A 16,116-nucleotide genomic window follows, 5' to 3' on the forward strand; every position below is an offset into this window, starting at 1 on the left:
AAGCAAGGAGTTCAGCATGAGCACACCCTCAAGCCTGACCCTCGAAGGCAAGCTCCGGCGTGATGCCGGAATCGTAGGGCTATTGTTTGCCAGCACCACCAGCATGATCGGCTCGGGCTGGCTGTTCGGCGCATTTCACGCCTCCCGGATCGCGGGGCCGTACAGCATCGGGAGCTGGATACTGGGCGCCATCATCATCATGTTGATTGCGCTGTGCTTCGCCGAGCTCGCCGCGCTCTTCCCGCGCAGCGGCGCGCTGGTCCACATGAGCCACGCCAGCCACGGCGAAGGGCTCGGCCGCATCTGGTGCTGGCTGCTCTTTCTGGCCTATGTGCCCGTGCCCGCAGTCGAAGCGGAGGCCATCGTCACCTATGCCAACAACTATCTCCCCTGGTTCATCCGCCCGGGAAGCTCCGGGCTGCTTACGTTGACGGGATTCGTCGCCTGTGCCGCGCTGCTCGGCGTCATGGCGCTTCTGAATCTGATGGTCGTGCGCTGGCTCCTCAACGTGAACTCCACCATCACGTGGTGGAAGATCTTCGTGCCGCTCGCCACCATCGTTGGGCTGATCGCCGCGAGCACCCATTGGGACGTCATGCACGCGGCGCCCGGCACCTACAAGCTCTCGGGCATGTTCACGGCATTGCCGGCCGCCGGGATCGTTTTCAGCTATCTCGGCTTTCGCACAGCCATCGACCTGGGCGGGGAGACCGCCAACCCGCACCGCAATATTCCGCTTGCCGTGATAGGTGCCGTGGTGCTGGCCGCCGTCGTCTACATCCTGCTCCAGGTCGCGTTCATCATGGCGCTCTCGCCCGGCGACCTCGCGCACGGCTGGGCGCAGTTGAGCTTCCAGGGAGAAATGGGGCCGTTTGCCGGACTAGCGGCCACGCTCGGGCTGGGCTGGATGGCGACGCTGCTTTACATCGACGCCTATGTTTCGCCGGGCGGCACCGGCCTCATGTACATGACGGGCGGCTCGCGCGTCCTGTTCGCCACCGGTGAGCTGAGCGCGGGCCCGCGCGCGCTCACGCGCCTGAACGGCAACAGGATTCCGTGGCTCAGCGTGCTCGTGATGTGGGTCGTTGGCGTGCTGTTTCTGCTGCCCTTCCCGGCGTGGCAGCAAATGGTCAACTACATTACCTCCGTCACCGTGCTGACCTATGGCCTCGGTCCCGTCGCGCTCTTGGTCCTGCGGCGCAATCTGCCGGATCTCCAACGGCCGTTCCGCATGAGCGGCGCCGCGATCATCGCCCCGCTCGCCTTTATCTGCAGCAACCTCATCATTTACTGGACCGGGTTCAAGACCAACAATTTCCTGTTCACGCTTGTGGCGATCGGCTTCGTGATTTACGCCGTCCACTATCACTTCATTGCGCGCCGCAGCGTTCACGACTTCGGCTGGAAGCACATCGCATGGCTGCTGCCCTGGTTCGGCGGCCTCTGGGTGCTTTCGTGGCTTGGCGGAATCGGCGGCGGACGCGGAGTGATCGGCTTTGGCTGGGATATCCTGGTCGTCACGGTCTGGAGCATTGTGGTGCTCCTGCTTGCGCTTCGCAGCTCGCTTGACGGCAGCGAAACCGCTGACATGATGGCGCGCATGAACAGCACCAGCTAACGACCACAGTCAGGCGAGCGCCGCAAAGCAACCGATGGCAGCCGGGAGCACAGGACCATGAGCGAAGGGATAAGGCAACAGGATACTGGGAAGGCCGCTCGCCAGGCCGTTCCGGTCGCGGCGGGGCGCGCCGTACCGGCCACCCTGCCCGATGACGAAGCGCAGCCGATAGGCATCTATCTGCTGTGCTTCTATGCCTTCCTCGTAGGCATCGTCACCGGACTCGGGGCCGTCGTGTTTCGCGGCCTGATTGGCGCCGTGCACAATGTGTTCTTTCTCGGCCATCTGTCATTTTCCTATGACGCGAGCCGGTTCACACCTGCGGCGCCATGGGGCGCCTGGGTGATCCTCGTTCCCGTTGCAGGCGCGCTCGTCGTCACCTGGCTCGTCAGCACCTTCGCGCCCGAGGCAAAGGGGCATGGCGTGCCAGAAGTCATGGACGCGATCTATTTCAAACGCGGCGTGATCCGGCCGGTCGTCGCCGTCGTCAAGTCGCTTGCGTCGGCGTTTGCGATCGGCACCGGAGCGGCCGTGGGCCGGGAAGGCCCCATCATCCAGATTGGTTCGGCGCTCGGCTCGACACTCGGCCAGGCGATGCCGATGGCTGCGGGCCAGCGCATCACGCTGGTCGCGGCCGGGGCGGGCGCGGGGATCGCCGCCACCTTCAACACGCCTATCGGCGGCGTACTTTTCGCGACCGAACTGATGATGCCGGAGATCAGCGTCAACACGTTTCTTCCCGTTGCCCTCGCGACCGGGACAGCCACGTTCGTCGGGCGGCTCTTTTTCGGAGGCGAACCCGCATTTCTGGTGCCCGCGCAGCTGGGCGCGTTGCCCAATCAGCCGGGCAGCGCCCTCACGATGATGCTGTACGCAGTACTCGGGGTGGTCACCGGCGCTGCCGCTGCCGTGCTGATACGCGCGCTGCACTGGGCGGAAGACGGCTTCGACCGCATCCATAATCGCTACTGGCGCCACGCGCTCGGCATGCTGCTTGTCGGTGCGTTGATGTACGCGCTGATGCGTTACGCCGGACACTATTACGTCGAAGGCGTGGGTTACGCGTCGATCCAGGCGACGCTCTACGGCCAATTGCAGGGCGGCCTGTTTTTGCTTCTGCTTGCTGCCGCGAAAACGTTCGCGACTTCGGTCAGTCTCGGCTCCGGATCGTCGGGTGGGGTCTTCTCTCCGTCACTGTTCGTCGGCGCGACGCTGGGCGCCGCGTTGGCATCGGCGTTCCAGTTCATGCTGCCGGGGGTGCCGGTGAGCGCTCCTGCGTTCGCCATGGTGGGCATGGGCGCCATGGTCGGCTCGGGCACCGGCGCCGCCATGACTGCCGTGGCGATGATCTTCGAGATGACGCGCGACTACGACATCGTGCTGCCGATGATCATAGCCGTCGCGTTTAGCCTGGGCACCCGCCGCCTGCTTTCGCACGAGAGCATTTATACGCTGAAGCTTGCGCGCCGGGGGCACGTCATTCCCAATGCCTTGCATGCCAACATGTTTCTGGTGCAAAGCGCTGCACAGGTCATGGAAACCGATGTCCTCGTGCTCGACGAGGCCGTGCCGTTCCGGAATCTGCTTCGCTCGCCAGGCGACCCGGCCTTTCGTCATGTGGTTGTCACACGCGATGGCAAGATAAACGGCGTGCTTCGCATCAATACCGGCCTGCGGCGCGCCGTGAGTCGCGACGACCTGACGGTGACGCTGGGCCGGCTCGCACAACACAACTACATCGTCGTCGACGAGTCCGATGCCGCATTCGACGTCATCAGCCAGTTGCGGCAGCACAGGGCGACGATGGCGGTCGTCGTCGCTGGAGGTCTATCGGGGCCGTTGCGAGTCAGCGGCGTCATTGCAAAGGAGCACATTGCGGATGCCGTCGCCAGCAGCATCCGCATTTTCCCGGCTCGCGCAAACAACGATGCGCGCGGGCCGCACGGCGATGCGCGTGCGTTGCAGCGCGAAGTAGCGTCGCGTGGCGCAGACGAGGAGGACCGTCATGAAACTAACGACTGAATGGCGCGCGGTCCGCAGCCGCATTGAAGCGGCACTGCATTACGCGAAGCTGCACAATGCCCCGGGATCCAGCCGGCCTGGCGAAGACAATCGCGCATGGGTGATCGTCTACCGGACGGCGAACGGTTTTTGCTGCATGTACCAAGAGCTGCCCGTGGATTTCGAAGACATGCTCGACGTCCAGACGTGGGCAGAGGAAATGGATGTACGCCCCTACTTCATGGGCATGTGAATGGCTGGGTGCGCCAGGGTACCCAGCCATAGTGATACGAACTACTGACGATAAACCAGATCAGCGCGCCGGTTCTGGGCCCACGACGCCTCATCGTGGCCAGGCGCCACGGGCTTCTCCTTGCCAAGACTGACGGCCTCGAGCTGGGAGCCGGATACGCCGAGCGATTCGAGCTCGTGCAACACGGCTTCGGAGCGGCGTTCGCCCAGCGCCAGGTTGTACTCGTCCGTGCCGCGCTCGTCGGTATTGCCCTGGATCAGCACCTGCTGGGCCGGATGATTGCGCAGATAGTTGGCATGGGCGCGCAGCAACGGCAGATAGTCGCTCTTCACGTCATAGCTGTCGAAATCGAAATAGACGCTGCGTTTGGCGAGCGGACTGTTGGGATTGTTCAGCTCGTCGACTGAGGACGCTGCCCCGGTGACGGGCTGCATCGTGGCGGCATTGGTGTTTGCCGTGCCACTGGCTTGCGGCACCGTCGTTGCCGAATGACATCCGGCAAGCAGCGCAGCCAGCAGGATTGCCGCGCAGGATCGATTCAGGCTCATCCGAGGCTCCCCGTCCGGGTGGACATGCGTAGCACCACTATTTTCATTGCATGATGCAGTCTAGGTGGCAATATGCCCGGATGCCAGCGTATTTTCCCGCGTTGGTGTTGGATTTCACGAATGCTCTCGCGTAACCGGATCCTCCGGCAAAACCGCGCACCTGAAGCGACAAATTTAAGCTTCATTTAAGTATTGCGGCTCAAACTGGAGAAAATGTCATGCTGTGACTATTTATTGCAATATGCTTTCAGCGGGTGCATCAGAAGTGAGCACGATACCGTTGTATCCTCAGCTTGCCGGATTGAAAACGTCCAGTTACCACCGGTAGAGTACCGGCGGCAACTCCCCTGACCCAGCGTTGTCGCTGGGTTTTTTTTCGATTGCCCATATGCGCACCTCCTCGACGTCGCCTACTCCTTCTTCACGCATGAGCGCGCCGGAAATGCGCGCGACCGTGTCGCTCGCCGCGATCTTCGCGTTGCGCATGCTCGGCCTCTTCATGATCATGCCGGTGTTTTCGGTCTACGCGAAAACCATTCCCGGCGGTGACAACGTGCTGCTCGTCGGCATTGCGCTCGGGGCCTACGGTGTCACGCAATCGCTCCTGTATATCTTTTATGGCTGGCTTTCGGACAAGATGGGCCGCAAGCCGGTGATCGTCATCGGCCTCGTGATCTTTGCCCTCGGCAGCTTCGTGGCGGCTTTCGCGCACGACATCACGTGGATCATCGTCGGGCGGGTGATTCAGGGCATGGGGGCGATTTCCTCGGCGGTGCTCGCGTTCATCGCCGACCTCACTTCCGAGGAGCACCGCACCAAGGCCATGGCGATGGTGGGCGGCTCGATCGGCATGTCCTTCGCGGTGGCGATCGTGGGCGCGCCCATCGTGTTCCACTGGGTCGGCATGAGCGGCCTGTTCGCCCTCGTGGGCGTGTTCTCGATTCTCGCCGTGGGCGTCGTGCTGTGGATCGTGCCCGATGCGCCCAAACCCGTGCATGTGCGCGCGCCGTTCGCCGAAGTCCTGCACAACGTGGAACTGCTGCGCCTGAACTTCGGCGTGCTCGTGTTGCATGCCACGCAGACCGCGCTCTTTCTCGTCGTGCCGCGCCTGCTCGTGGACGCGGGCCTGCCTGTGGCGTCACACTGGAAAATTTATCTGCCGGTGATGGGCGTCTCGTTCGTCCTGATGGTGCCTGCCATCATCGCCGCGGAAAAGCGGGGCAAGATGAAGGCTGTGCTGTGCTCGGCCATTGGGCTTATCCTGATCGGCCAGCTTCTGCTCGGCTCGCTTGCGCATACCATAGCAATCGTGGCGACCGTGCTGTTCGTGTACTTTCTCGGGTTCAATATTCTCGAAGCCTCGCAGCCCTCGCTGGTGTCCAAGCTCGCACCGGGCAACCGCAAGGGCGCGGCCACGGGCGTCTATAACACCACCCAGTCGATCGGGCTCGCGCTCGGCGGCGTGGTGGGCGGCTGGCTGCTCAAGCACGGCAGCGCGAGCGCGGTGTTCTACACGTGCTCGGGGCTCGTGTTCTGCTGGCTCCTGATCGCGGCCAGCATGAAGGCGCCGCCGCTGCGCCGTGCCTGACTTATTTGCGCCCTGGCGCGAACTGAATGAAACGCCTGTACCATCCGTACAACGACAATCGACAAACAGGGGATACAGATCGTGCGAATCTTCGGGCTGATCGACAGGCGAACGTTACAGCGCGCCAACCGGCTGTGGCTCCACTATGGCGTGTTCTGGCTGGGCGCGATCGCCGTCGGCCTCGTCGCCGTGCTCTACGCAAAGCTGATCGATTTTGGCTATGCGCTGTTCCTGCGCTACGCAGCTGAGCGGTTCTGGCTGCCGCTCCTCGTCGCGCCCGCAACGGGTGCAGTGACGGTCTGGCTCACGCGGAAGTTCTTTCCCGGCTCCGAAGGCAGCGGCATCCCGCAAGTCATTGCGATGCTGCACGGACCAAACGAACTCGGTCCGCGACTGCTCACGCTGCGCATCCTCGTGGGCAAGATCTTCATCTCGTTCCTCGCCATTCTCGGCGGGTTCACGATTGGCCGCGAAGGACCGACCATCCATGTCGGCGCCGCCCTGATGTTCAGTCTGAGGCGCTTCTATCCCCAGCGCTTCCTCACCATCCGGCCGGGCGTGCTCGAACGCAGGCTGGCACTCGCAGGTGCAGCCGCGGGCCTGTCCGCGGCATTCAATGCGCCGCTTGCAGGGGTCGTGTTCGCCATCGAAGAGCTCATGCGCAGCTTCGAGCAGCGCACGAGCGGCGTGCTGATCACGGCCATCATCTTCGCTGGCGTCGTCTCGCTGGGTCTCCAGGGCAACTATGTGTATTTCGGCACGATCGATATCGGCTCCGGGTTGCCACAGTGGCTCAGCGTCGCCGTCGTGCTGACCGGTGTGCTTGCGGGTGTGCTGGGCGGCAGCTTCTGCTGGCTGCTGCTCAATACCCGGCGCTGGATGCCGCGCATGCTGCTCGAGATGCGCGCGCAACGGCCGGTGCTGTTCGGGGCGCTATGCGGCCTCGTCATCGCCGTCGTTGGCGTGCTGTCTCACCGTCACACGTTTGGCAGCGGCTACGCCGAGGCGCGCGGCATGCTGGAAGACACTGCGCATGTCAGCGCGGCCTACCCGATCCTCAAGCTCATCTCGATGGTGGGATCGTATCTGCCGGGCGCGCCCGGTGGCTTGTTCGCGCCGTCGCTGGCCATCGGCTCCGGCATCGGCAATACCTTGCACATGGTGTTCTCGCAGATGCAACTGTCGATGCTGATTGCGCTCGGTATGGTCGGCTATCTCGCAGCGGTGACGCAGAGTCCGATCACGGCATTCGTGATCGTCATCGAGATGATCAACGGCCATGCGCTCGTCATCTCGCTGATGGCCACCGCGCTCATCGCGAGCCGCGTCTCGCGTTTTTTTGCACCGCCGCTGTACGAGGCGTTGTCGGAGCGCTATCTGCGCGAGCCGTGAGTTCGATGCCAACGGCGCGCCTCTACCGATACCAACGGGATTGAAATGAAGCTTGCAGAAAGGCTGGAGCGTCGCTTGCTCGGCACGGCCCGCGCACTATGCATCGCCGCCCTCGTCGCAGCCGTGATGGCGATCACCGCCGTCATTTTCGCACTCGCGGTTCCCGCCAAACACAGCGCAGCTGCGGATTCGTCAGTGAGCGTGACCGATGTACTCGCCTCGCTCCCGGGCTCCGAGACGGCCAACGATGCCATCTCCGGCAATAGCGCGAACGGCAACATTCCGGAAGTAAGCGTCCAGGCCGCGGCGGGCCTCGCGATCCCGGCCCCGCTGCGTCAGGTCCTGAATGGGGATAACGCGAGCCAGCCGCTGCTCAACGCGTGGCTGGGCAACGTTCCCCCGCCCGACCGGCAGCAGTTCCTGAACAAGCTTTCGGAGGTCGTCACTCGTGCCAGCCAGCATGCAGCAACGTGGGAATGGGACGATCGCGAACGGTACGTAGCGGCGGCGATGAATCTGTATGCGCGCGTCAAAATCGAGCGCATCGCCGCAGCCGAGCGTGCCCTCGAGATCGCGCACGACAGGAGCGAGCAGTTCAGGGCTTCTCTGGGAACGCTGCTTGCCCTGACGGGATTCCTCACGCTGCTTCTGGTTCTGATGTCGATCGAACGTAATACGCGCCATCTGCGCGTCGAACGGAAGGATTAGGGTGGCCCCGGATGCCTGTTGATTACCGACGCTAATCGCCAGGAAACAGGAAGCGCTCTCCCAGCATGCGCGGCGCAAGCCACGCGCCAATCTGCGGGACGTTCATGAGGTTCACGACACAATCGCGCAGGAGAAGTCCGATACGGCTGCGCGGCGTGAATGAGCCCGCAAAGCGCACCGCTGCATCCTGCTGGCGCAGCATGAAGCCTCGCAGACGCGGCTCATACGCCAAAGGCACGCGCGATGTTACGGCGCGTCATGCGTCAGCGGTAAAGTGCCCCGCTGGTGCTGGCCTGAAACAGCGCCTTGATGGAATCACGGTTGAGCTGCGATCGTGTTGACAGAACATCGTTGAGCGCAACAGCCTGCGGCAGATCGCGAGCGAAGTTGTCGGGATAGTACCCGTAGCTCACCATCCCGGTCATACGCAAATGACGCATCTGGTTCACGAGACGCCCCGTTGGTATGCGTGCGCCGGAATGGGCGTCGGTGGCTTCGAGCAGGAAGACCGTCCGGTGAGCACCGTTCGGCACGGACCGCACCTCTTCGCTCAACGAATCGAGCCAATGATCCACCGACGTGATGCCCTGGCGAGAAGGCATGGCGAGCAACCCGACATAGTCATACGTGCCGAGGAATGCCTCGTAGTTCTGCGCGTAGCGCCGTCCCGCAAGTGGATCGACCAGGGCATCGGGAAATATCGTCCGAACGGTCAGTACTTCGTCGCTGTTCTGGCTATCGAGCACGATTTTCCTGAGCTCCTTTGTGAAGTCGAGCAGATACCGGGTCTTCATGTCGCCCCAACGCTTCGCCAGTTCGGGGTTGGAGCGAATCTGGTCGATACTCTGCGGCAGGTCCCAGCGGGCAAGCGTCTGTCGCGCATGCTGCCCCGCGTCCTCGTAATCGGTAAGCATCGCGTCCTCGCCGAACAGCACGCCGTTGAAAGCGGAATACTTGCCCAGGTCCTCGTACAGTTCGCGCACATACGCCCGCGCAGCAGGATCGAAAGGGCTGAGCCGCCGCACGCCGGAGGCACCGGGCGGCAGGCGGTTGCCGGTTGCCGCCGTGACGAACTCCACCCGCCTGTCAAGCTTGGCCGGGATCGCGAAGGCGAGCACCGGTAACCACGCGTAGACCTCCACGTGAGCACGCGTGTTCAACTGCCATGCTGCGCGGGAGAACAAATCCGAGCGCATCGGCAGGTGCCGGTTTGGAAAGTACACGGCGCGTGCGAACCCGGAACGTCTGGGGTCCGAGTACGCCTGGAGGTATACGGAGCTCGGACGCAATGCGTACATTCGATCGATCAGCTCGCCAAGCTTCTTTTCCTGCGCAGCAGGTGAGGGGTCGTACACGTCGTCCAGTGCAACGACGGCAACCCGTTCCACCGGGTTGATTTCCCCGCGGTTCTGCGCGGGTTCGCGCATCGAGCGCTCCAGACCGCCAACGTCGATATCGTAGGTCGCCAGAATCCGGCGCAGCCGGTTGAGCGGCACATCACGCGTGTTCGGGCCGTCCTCGAGCGTGAACTGCGTGGGCATGCCAAGATCCGACGCAATAGTGCGCACGGCAAGGTTCTGTGCCCCGTAAGGCCAAACCATCGCCCGCACGGAAGCGCCCGTCTGCGCCCTGATTTGCTGCATGCATGTGGCCAGGTCCGACTGCACGCGCGAATGGAATTCGGTGTCCGTTTCGTAGCGCTGCTGATCTTTCAGGTACAGATGCGATGTTGTTGCCGGCAACTCATTGCCTTGCGGATTGGCAATTGCTCCGTGATGCAGGTCGTGCGTATGGCACGCCAGCTCGACCAGCCCAGACGAGGCCACGTTGCGCACGTCATCCCATGACATGAAGATGTTACGCGGCACGACCAGCTTATCCGAAAGACGAACGCCACTTTCGACAGGCGTATCGATCCATGATGTCACGATGCCCATGACTGCCGGATAGCGGAAGTCCTTCAACAGCGGCAAGACTTTGTCGTGATGGCTCTTGAAGCCATCGTCGAAGGTCAGCAGTACCGGGCGCGGCGGCAACGGATCGCCGCCTGCGCGTGAAGCCAGAATCGCGCCGATCGTGACAGGGTGGTAATGGTTGTCTTCCAGCCACGAAAAAATCGACGTCAGCGTGCCGGTGTCGACCGCGTAGGGATCGATCAGCCCGTTCGTATGGTACTGCGCTCGCAAGTTGTCGCGCACGTCATGGAAGCACAGCACACGAAAGGTCACACCGTCCGCCGGATCGGCCGGTGGAAGAATGTCAATCAGCCTTGCGGAAGCGAACGATGGGAAGAGTGTCCCGCCTGCCATGGCACCCAGACACCCGCAAATGAAACGTCGCCGAGTCTGCATCATCGGCCTCCTTTCAAAATCTGACGTCGGAACTGAACCGTAAACAACGTAGCGTCACGTGTGAGGAGCGTGATGTTTTGCACGCCCGAGGCTGGAGTGCTGACGAGGAAAGTCCTGCCGTTCCACTTCTCGTGGCAATCAAAGTACCGAAGGTGCGCACGCGCCATACCTGGATGAGCACACGAATTCCAGGCAAGGTTTGGAAGGCTCGCCGGGTGACCAGCCCGATTGACCGGGTATCTCGTGCTGTCATTGCACTCAGCAAAGTTTCCGATGCGACCCCGGAGGTCTTATCCAAAAGCGATGCGCTTTTTATTTCCCCGCAGTGGATCCTGCTGCCGTCAAGGCAGCAGGCGGATCTACCCCCACGAAACGGCGGAACACAATGAACTCGATCAGCAGCAACCGGGTTACGATCTTTTAATCAGCCGGTACATCTCCTGCTGCAGGATAACGTCACGTACTGCCAACCGAAAAACGCACCCCGAACCGGACTTGCGCAACATCGACCGAAACCACACAACAAATTCGCGCGTCGTCGCGGTCACCATGTCAATCGCAGGATAATCGTCGCGCTACTCTGCTATGTCATGGGCGTACAAAACGCCATGATCACAAAGATTTCACGAGCCGAAAGACGCACAACGCACATGACCGGCATCGTGACCGACCTGGGCATTGAACTCGGCAAGGGTTTGTACTGGAATCGGTACCGGCTGCTTCGGCCCACCACGTGTATCACCTCCTTTACCGCAAGGAGGAGGACCTCAACCCGAGACTCAAAATTTTCAGGAAATGGCTGGTGGCGCGGCTTCAAGCGTCGATATGAGGGCTTGGCCAGGAACACTACGCACGACATTCAAGTCAGCGGCTAGAGGCTGGCCGTGTTGACAGCGGCTCCCTTCCAAGGGGTGTAAAGGCGCGCTTCAAACCGCACTTGAACTCCAGTCGTCCATATCGTGCCTGACGGTGTGTCGGTTGGCGATAAGCGTCTCAATGCCCGGTTCGTTGTTCATGGCGCGTTGAACGGCAAGTTTGGTTGCCTCGTAGTTCGTGCGGTACATGTCCCGTTTATCGAGATTGGCGTCTGTGGCGCAGCGCGGATCGATCCACACGAGGCTGATGATGCATAGCTCGTTGGCCTGGTCTTTAGGCAAGATCCCTTCGATCAGGCAATCGACAATGGCATCCGACGTAGCCGACTGCACGACGCCACCAAACAACTCGATAGTGGCCATGTCTTTGAGCGTCACCTTTGGGACGATCATCGTGGCAGGGCGAACCATCTGATTGCAGGCGCGAATCGCGAACATGGCCGTGTGTCCTTTGCTCTGCGCCATCATATTGGCGAACGCGTGACCGACCGGTCCGTCGACGCGGCCTATCAGGACTTCGGGCATCGCGTCGGTCACCTGGCCGGGCGCCGCGAATACGGTGGCTTCGCCTGCGCGGAACGTCAAATCGAGACTCATCGTTACTTCCTCCCTTCGATAGTTGGACATGGGAGGTTGGCTGCATGCAAGGACAGTGCCACTCGAGTCAACGCCCTTGAGCAGCCATGGCGTTGCGCAACGTGTATCGCTTTCGTGACACGGTGACAAACCGGCATCACCTCTGCAGCACCTGACTGCGACGACACCTGCACGTTGCAGGCATGCCCCGGGCGGATCCGAATTGCGCGTGGATTGACGTAGCGATACCGTTGCGTAGCGCTGCCCGGTGCTCAACGCCTGTCGCACAGCGCCCCATTTCAGCAAGGAGATGACGAGCATGACTGAAAATGGCGGGAGCATCGCACGAAGTGCGTCGCCAGCTCGCACCTTCAATGTCGACCTCAACGCTTCCGGGCAGGTTCACACCGGCGTACAGGCATGGTTCAAGATCCTCCACGACAATTACTTCCCGCTCGACGTGAAGATTGGCCGCGACTTTCGCTCGGGCCTGCTCACGCGCGTCGATATCGGAAACATACGCGCATGCACGCTGAAGACCGATCCAATGCTGACCGAGCGCCGCGCGTCGCGCGCCATGCCGGACGGGCGCGACTTCTACGTGGTGGAAATACCTCGGGAGGCGTCAGTACGGGTCGCGCAGCGCGGTCGCGAGGCCATCGTTCGCCCGGGCGGCTTCACGGTCGTCAACGGCGCGGAGGGCTACACGTTCGAGACTGCGCAACACAACGAGGTCCGCACCTTGCGCATTCCATGCCGCTCGCTCCGCGCACGCCTGCCGAGCCTCGACGACTGGGTCGCAACAACATGCGACTCGAGCCAGCCACTGGTGGCGCTCTTTCTCGATTTCGCGGCCTCCTATGGCCAGCATGGCCCTGCACTGCTGCCGGCGCACCACGAGCGGCTGGAGCAGCAACTGCTCGATTTGCTGGCAATGGCACTCCTTGGCGCCGACGACATCAGCAGCGAAACGTCCGTGCGCAGCGCACACCGGCAGCGCGCCTTGCGTGCGATTGAGCAGCACTTCTGCGACCCGGCGCTCGACCCGTCCGGCATCGCGCGCGCGGTCGGCGTGTCCGAGCGCTATCTGCAGAAGATTTTTTCGGAGCGGCAGGAAACCATCTCGGCAACCATCCGCGAACGCCGCATTCTCGAGGCAAAGCGCCTTCTCGCAAACCGCGCACAGCTACGCCTGAGCGTCACGCAAATCGCGTATGCCGTAGGCTTCTCCGATCCCGCCTGGTTCAGCCGCGTGTTCCGCCAGGCCACCGGCGTTTCGCCTGCCCGGTACGAAGGCGACACCCCGTAAGCCTCGGCTCAGGCAGCGCCGCGCGGCCGGCATTCTCCTGACAAAATCCTTACCGGCACCGCATCCCGATCGCCCACCATCCGGGCGCTCCAGTCCAGGCTTTTGTGCGCCACTGTGCAAGTGAGCGGCTTTTCCGCTTTGTAGAGTGCGAATCAACGGGTTCCGTCGTGCCGGATGGCGCGCGGGCCCGCAGCACCCAGGACAAAAGGAGAGATGCCGTGTATATGACCATGCCCGATACGTCCCGGTCGCTCGTGCAGCGCATCGTCGATCACTTCCGCACGCTGATTGAAGACGGCAAGCTCCAATCCGGCATGAAGATTCCGTCGATCCGCAGCTTCGCGGAATCGCACGGCGTCAGCGTGTCGACTGTCGTGGACGCCTATGACCGGCTGGTCGCCGACGGCCTGCTGGTGCCGCGCCAGAACGCCGGATTCTTCGTGCGCAGTTTTCAGCGCGGCGGTCGGCGCGATTACGACGCACGTAGCGACGAAGCCGCGGGCTTCGATTCGCTGTGGATGCCAAACCGCATCTGGCAAAACCATAACGTCGAAATCAACCCGGGCTGCGGCTGGATTGCGCCGCGCTGGCTGGACGAAGAAGGCCTGCGACGCGCAATGCGCAACATGTCGCTCCATACGAACGGCTCGATGGCCGGCTACGGCACGCCCAAGGGCTATCTGCCGCTGCGTTGGAAGATCTCCGACTGGCTCAATCAGCAAGAGGTCTTCTGCCCGCCCGAGCAGTTGCTGATGACGACTGGCGCCGCGCACGCGCTCGGGCTTCTGATCCATCTGCTAATCAAGCCCGCGGACACGGTGTTTGTCGATTCGCCCGGGTACAGCCTGCTGTTCCTCCATCTGAAGCGGCTCGGCGTGAATATCGTCGGCGTGCCGTGGACGCCGCTCGGCCCGGACATCGCGGTCCTCGAGCAGTTGCTGCGCGAACACAAGCCGCGCGCCTGGTTCACGAATCCGCGGCTGCACAATCCAACGGGCGCGTCGTGCTCGACTGCCACCGCACACCGGATGCTCCAGCTTGCCACGAAACACGACTTCCTGATCGTAGAAGACGACGTATGCGCCGACCTCGACAGCGCGGCCCGCCGCCCTCTTGCGAGCATGGACCAGCTCGAGCGCGTGATCTATGTGGGCAGTTTTTCGAAAACGGCTTCTCCGGCCCTGCGCGCCGGCTATATCGCCGCGCATCCGGACCTCGTCGAGGACCTCACGCAGTTCAAGATGATTACCGGCCTCACGAGTTCGGAGATCAGTGAGCGCTTCGTCTATCAACTTCTCACCGATGGCCGCTATCGCAAGCATCTCAAGGGGCTGCGCGATAACCTGTCGCGCGCGCAGGACGAAACGCGGCGCAAGCTCGTCCAGGCGGGTATGGTGTTGTTCAACGACGCACACGATGGACTGTTCGTGTGGGCACGCCATCCGTCCCACGACGACTCGCGCGCGCTCTCTAACCGCGCGCTCGACAAGGACATCTATCTCGCGCCCGGTCATCTGTTCATGCACGACGAGGCAACCACGCCCTGGCTGCGCTTCAATGTCGGCTATTGCGATCACGATGCGCTGTTCGAGTTTCTGGCTCTCGCGTAGCGCAGCGCAAAAGCAGCGCAAGCCGGCGAATGCCGCTTGCGCCATCTTTATACCTATCCTGCGCCCGTTAGAACTGGTGCGTCACGCCAAGCCTCGCCGCGACCTGCCTGCTCGTGCTCGACGGATTGAAGCCCGCAATCTGGGCCACGGGCGCGTCGCCTGAGGCGTTCTGGAACGCGCCCATCGCATAGAGGAACGTGCGTTTGGAAAGCGCGTACTGCGCGATCAGGTTGGCCTGCTGATACTTCGGCGTGGTGTCGCTCACGTGCGCGTGCCCGATCGTATAGGTGAAACCCGCGCCAAGAAGCAATGCGCTCGTGACCGAGTACGTTCCGGAGATTTCATAATTCTGGAACGTCATGTCGCCGCCGCCAACCGCCGAGCGAAACGCGGTGTCCGAAAAATCCGCTGACACTTTCAGCGAGCCCCACACGTATGACGCGCCCATTGCGAGCACGCTCTGGCTGCGGGCACGTGCGAGCGCGTCGCCATAAATGGCGTTGGCGAAGCCGCCACCCGACGCGTAACCCGCTACAGCCGTCAGCGGATCGTCAACGTGGAGATAGCCAACACCCGCGCTAATTGCGCCGCCGGCGTATGCGAGCGCCACGCTCCAGGTCGAATCGGTCGAAAACGCGCCCGCGTGGCCGCCGGGCGAGTAATGGCCTTCGAACGTGATACCCGCAATCGCTGGGCTCACGTACTTGATCGCGTTCGGCACCGAAAAGCCGTTGTCGAGATTGTCCATATCGTTCGGATGTGCGAAGTACCATCCTCCGTATTGCCCATTCAGCGTGAACGGTTCCAGCAGATCGACGTTTGCATCCCATTGCCGGCCAAGCGTGAGCGTGCCGTAGCGCACGGACTGAATGCCGACATAAGCGTTGCGTGAAAACGCAAGGCCGCCACCCGCCTGACCATTTGCGGCGTCAAAGCCGCTTTCGAGCCGGAAAATCGCGCTCAAGCCCCCACCCAGCTCCTCTGTACCCTTGACGCCCCAGCGGCTGCCGAGCGGCACGCCGCTCTGCATCTGAACGAGCCGGCCGCCGCTGCCCGCCACCGCCTGGCCGTTGCTCGCGTTCACCACGTTGTTCGCGTAGTCCATGCCAAGGTCGACCACGCCATATAGCGTGACCGAGCTCTGCGCCTGCGCACCGGCTGCAAGCAGCAGGAGCGGCAGTCCTGCGCTCACGAATTTTTTCATTGTCTCTTCCATGTTGATTTGATGTTGAATGGGTGTCCGCGGCGCGGGGGCGCGCTCACCTCGCCATGCACCGCGCGAAACTG

13 protein-coding genes and 1 pseudogene are annotated in these 16,116 nt (G+C 62.4%); 9 read left to right on the top strand and 5 right to left on the bottom strand.

Annotated features, from left to right (window positions below; translation table 11 throughout):
• Window positions 1-16 precede the first annotated feature (16 nt).
• Genes PWP93_RS16220 through PWP93_RS16230 form a run of 3 tightly spaced genes read left to right on the top strand, consistent with a single transcriptional unit; the run spans window position 17 to window position 3,872 of the window.
• The gene (locus PWP93_RS16220) at window positions 17-1,618 is read left to right on the top strand and encodes an APC family permease (protein WP_421029086.1); all 1,602 of its coding nucleotides are present in this window, start codon (window positions 17-19) and stop codon (window positions 1,616-1,618) included.
• Window positions 1,619-1,675: 57 nt separating this feature from the next.
• The gene (locus PWP93_RS16225) at window positions 1,676-3,640 is read left to right on the top strand and encodes a chloride channel protein (RefSeq protein ID WP_421045112.1); all 1,965 of its coding nucleotides are present in this window, start codon (window positions 1,676-1,678) and stop codon (window positions 3,638-3,640) included.
• Window positions 3,624-3,872, top strand: coding sequence for a hypothetical protein (locus tag PWP93_RS16230; protein ID WP_421045113.1), 249 nt, complete (start codon window positions 3,624-3,626; stop codon window positions 3,870-3,872). Before PWP93_RS16225 ends, PWP93_RS16230 begins: the two co-directional genes overlap by 17 nt.
• A gap of 41 nt (window positions 3,873-3,913) precedes the next feature.
• Here the strand turns inward: PWP93_RS16230 and pal are convergent, their stop codons facing one another.
• Window positions 3,914-4,420: a peptidoglycan-associated lipoprotein Pal gene (pal, locus tag PWP93_RS16235; protein WP_421045114.1), complete on the bottom strand. Its 507-nt coding sequence runs from the start codon at window positions 4,418-4,420 to the stop codon at window positions 3,914-3,916.
• Between the two features lie 388 nt (window positions 4,421-4,808).
• Between pal and PWP93_RS16240 the strand changes: the two genes are divergently transcribed.
• The 3 genes from PWP93_RS16240 (at window position 4,809) to PWP93_RS16250 (ending at window position 8,108) form a co-directional block, all read left to right on the top strand.
• Window positions 4,809-6,008, top strand: a complete 1,200-nt coding sequence (locus tag PWP93_RS16240) for an MFS transporter (RefSeq protein ID WP_421042788.1) — start codon at window positions 4,809-4,811, stop codon at window positions 6,006-6,008.
• Window positions 6,009-6,089: 81 nt separating this feature from the next.
• Entirely contained in the window at window positions 6,090-7,400 is a 1,311-nt protein-coding gene (locus PWP93_RS16245; RefSeq protein WP_421029081.1) for a chloride channel protein, read from the top strand.
• 126 nt (window positions 7,401-7,526) lie between these two features.
• Complete coding sequence (locus PWP93_RS16250; RefSeq protein ID WP_421045115.1) at window positions 7,527-8,108, top strand: hypothetical protein; 582 nt, start codon at window positions 7,527-7,529, stop codon at window positions 8,106-8,108.
• Between the two features lie 31 nt (window positions 8,109-8,139).
• Here the strand turns inward: PWP93_RS16250 and PWP93_RS16255 are convergent, their stop codons facing one another.
• Window positions 8,140-8,310: a hypothetical protein gene (locus PWP93_RS16255; RefSeq protein ID WP_421045116.1), complete on the bottom strand. Its 171-nt coding sequence runs from the start codon at window positions 8,308-8,310 to the stop codon at window positions 8,140-8,142.
• Between the two features lie 61 nt (window positions 8,311-8,371).
• On the bottom strand, window positions 8,372-10,462 hold the full coding sequence (gene pgaB, locus PWP93_RS16260; protein WP_421045117.1) for a poly-beta-1,6-N-acetyl-D-glucosamine N-deacetylase PgaB: 2,091 nt from the start codon (window positions 10,460-10,462) through the stop codon (window positions 8,372-8,374).
• A 566-nt stretch (window positions 10,463-11,028) separates the two neighbouring features.
• Here pgaB and PWP93_RS16265 point away from each other — a divergent pair.
• Window positions 11,029-11,175 (top strand): annotated as a pseudogene (locus PWP93_RS16265) (DUF1275 family protein); the annotation flags it as partial.
• A 210-nt stretch (window positions 11,176-11,385) separates the two neighbouring features.
• Here the strand turns inward: PWP93_RS16265 and fae are convergent.
• Window positions 11,386-11,931, bottom strand: a complete 546-nt coding sequence (fae, locus tag PWP93_RS16270; RefSeq protein ID WP_421045118.1) for a formaldehyde-activating enzyme — start codon at window positions 11,929-11,931, stop codon at window positions 11,386-11,388.
• Between the two features lie 298 nt (window positions 11,932-12,229).
• Here fae and PWP93_RS16275 point away from each other — a divergent pair, with 298 nt between their 5' ends.
• Window positions 12,230-13,219: an AraC family transcriptional regulator gene (locus PWP93_RS16275; RefSeq protein ID WP_421045119.1), complete on the top strand. Its 990-nt coding sequence runs from the start codon at window positions 12,230-12,232 to the stop codon at window positions 13,217-13,219.
• A 224-nt stretch (window positions 13,220-13,443) separates the two neighbouring features.
• Window positions 13,444-14,829, top strand: a complete 1,386-nt coding sequence (locus PWP93_RS16280) for a PLP-dependent aminotransferase family protein (protein ID WP_421046100.1) — start codon at window positions 13,444-13,446, stop codon at window positions 14,827-14,829.
• A gap of 67 nt (window positions 14,830-14,896) precedes the next feature.
• Here PWP93_RS16280 and PWP93_RS16285 read toward each other — a convergent pair whose 3' ends face one another.
• Entirely contained in the window at window positions 14,897-16,033 is a 1,137-nt protein-coding gene (locus PWP93_RS16285; RefSeq protein ID WP_421045120.1) for a porin, read from the bottom strand.
• Between the last annotated feature and the right edge of the window lie 83 nt (window positions 16,034-16,116).

The sequence above is a fragment of the Paraburkholderia sp. A1RI-2L genome (assembly GCF_048957375.1).
Lineage (GTDB): Bacteria > Pseudomonadota > Gammaproteobacteria > Burkholderiales > Burkholderiaceae > Paraburkholderia.